At 60.8% G+C, this 2388-nt stretch carries 2 protein-coding genes; one reads left to right on the top strand and one right to left on the bottom strand.

The window, feature by feature from the left end; genetic code table 11:
* Window positions 1-64: 64 nt before the first annotated feature.
* On the bottom strand, window positions 65-796 hold the full coding sequence (locus tag VQ044_RS24750) for a hypothetical protein (RefSeq protein WP_327649989.1): 732 nt from the start codon (window positions 794-796) through the stop codon (window positions 65-67).
* Between the two features lie 172 nt (window positions 797-968).
* Here VQ044_RS24750 and VQ044_RS24745 point away from each other — a divergent pair, with 172 nt between their 5' ends.
* A complete protein-coding gene (locus tag VQ044_RS24745) occupies window positions 969-2243 on the top strand; it encodes an IS256 family transposase (protein ID WP_327649990.1) in 1275 nt (424 codons plus the stop codon).
* Window positions 2244-2388 lie beyond the last annotated feature (145 nt).

Genomic DNA, 2388 nt, shown 5'->3' with positions numbered 1-2388 from the left:
CTCAGTGGAATCGGCACCCCGAGCCTAACGGCTCAAGGCGGGCAACGCCGCCCACTTCAGAGTTTCAACAGAGACCGGGACATTCCCGAAAGCGGGGCCTATCGAAGAAAACGTCGTCCCAGGAGTTTCGCCTCGCCGCGCGCTCTCTCTTTCTTTCCCAAGCCTCCTCTTTGGCCCGCTCAGCATCAGTCAGTACATGTTTCTCCCGCCTGATCGTTTCTGTGATCGAGAAGCCGACAGTCTCAGTTTCGGATTTGAATTTCGCCAAGCCCTCGCCTGCGACGAGTTCGAAGCCCTGGAGTGATGTTGCCCGGACAATCCGCGGCAGGGCGATGGCAAGACGGTCAATCGACGATGACGCCACCTCACACTTGATGAGCCCAGGCCTGTCAGCAGCGACGATACCGATATTCGATGGCTTCGCCTTTCTGAGCGCGGTGAGCGTCCGCTCGATGACTGGGTGCGGCGGAGCTGTCTGGCTATCATCGCCTTCAGACGCGAGGATACGTGACTGTTCCCGCACGCCCGCGAGTGCGGCAGCTTCACGGCTGAGGTCCGCATTGGCAATCGTGATCCCGGGGGCACTCCCCGCCTTGGCTTTCGGCAGGGGCGTTTGCTTCACCTTCTTCCCGGCCGCCTTCTTTGCCCACCAACCAAGCGGTGGATTAGGAATGTCGTGCTTCCTGCAGATCTTATGAAGCGCGACATCGGAGATCGCGAAATCCTTCGCCAAATGCGTCAGCGGCTTCGACCAGACCAGTTCGTAAAATTCTTCACGCGTAAAAACTCGTGCCACAATGATTCCTTCGATGCTCTCCCTGTCTGCCTCCTTGGTGGCAAATGCGACCCCAGGATTGTCGAACCCTAAACGGAGCTATGGCGGAAACTGGGTGATGACGGTTTGAGAAAGGCGGCGTATCGGGGCGGTTGTTGAAGCCTGCCCGAACCTCCAAAGGAGCGATACGCCTATGACGACTGATACCACCATTTCCGCGTTCCGGCATCCTGACGCGATTGACGATCCGCTGACATCGGTTCTGCGTGAGGGCGCTCGTCGTCTTCTCGCAGAGGCTATCGAGGCGGAGGCGGAAGCATTCTTGGCCTCAATGAAGGATGAACGGCTTGCTGACGGCCGGGCTCGTTTCGTGCGGCACGGCCATGGTCCCGAACGCACGATCCAGGCGGGAATTGGCTCCGTGCCGGTCAGCCGGGCGAAGGTTCGCGACCGCTGCGACGGCTCCGGTGAAGGCAGCGAGCGCTTTACCTTCACCTCGGCGATTCTGCCCAAGTGGGCACGCCGAACGAAAAGCCTCGATGCGCTGCTGCCGGTCCTTTATCTGCGCGGCATCTCGACCGGCGATTTCCAGGAGGCTCTGGCGGCGCTGCTGGGCAAGGACGCGCCGAACCTTTCACCGTCGGTGATCGGCCGCCTGAAAGAGGACTGGCAAGCCGAATACGATCGCTGGCAGCGCCGCGATTTGTCGGCCCGTCGATACGTCTATATCTGGGCCGACGGCGTCTATCTCCAGGCCAGGATGGAAGATGCGGCCGCCTGCATGCTCGTCGTCATCGGCGCGACGCCTGAGGGCAAGAAGGAACTTGTCGGCTTCCAGGTGGGCGTTCGCGAGAGTAGCCAGAGTTGGCGCGAACTCCTCGTCGATCTGAAAGCCCGCGGTCTCGCGGTCGCGCCCGAACTCGCGGTCGGCGATGGCGCCATAGGATTTTGGAAGGCGCTCGACGAGATCTTTCCCGGCACGAAGCATCAGCGCTGCTGGGTCCACAAGATCGCGAACGTGCTGAACAAGGTCCCGGTGTCCGTCCAACCGAACATGAAGGCCGATTTGCGTGAGGTCCGCGACGCGCCGGACCGGGCGAGCGCCGAGACGGCGATCGCGGTGTTCGCCGAGAAGTATCAGGCGAAATATCCCAAGGCGGTCGAGTGCCTGACCAAGGATCGCGATGCGCTCCTGACCTTCTTCGACTTCCCCGCCGAGCATTGGGATCACCTGCGCACGGCGAACCCCATCGAGAGCGTCTTTGCAACCGTCCGGCATCGGACTGTGCGAACCAAGGGAGCCCTCTCGCACAAATCCGCACGATTGATGGTCTTCAAGCTCGTCATGGCGGCTGCCAAGACCTGGCGGAAGCTGAAGGGCGAAAACTGCTTGCCGATGGTCATCGCAGGCGTCAAATTCACCGACGGCGTCGCGGTCACCCCGGACACCGATCAACGCGCCGCCTGATCGGCCCCGTCACCCAAATCCGACCATAGCTCCCCTAAACGCCCGCAGAATCCTCTTAGTGTCCGTTCCAAAAAGAGGTGAGTGATTTCAGCGGGTTGTGATTCTGTCGGATTGCTGAGATTCGACGGAGATCAAGATGCCCTGG

The organism is Aurantimonas sp. C2-5-R2 (assembly GCF_036549495.1).
Classification (GTDB): domain Bacteria; phylum Pseudomonadota; class Alphaproteobacteria; order Rhizobiales; family Rhizobiaceae; genus Aurantimonas; species Aurantimonas coralicida_A.
Note: the sequence above shows the minus strand (reverse complement) of the source record. Positions and strands in the feature narration are given on the sequence as shown.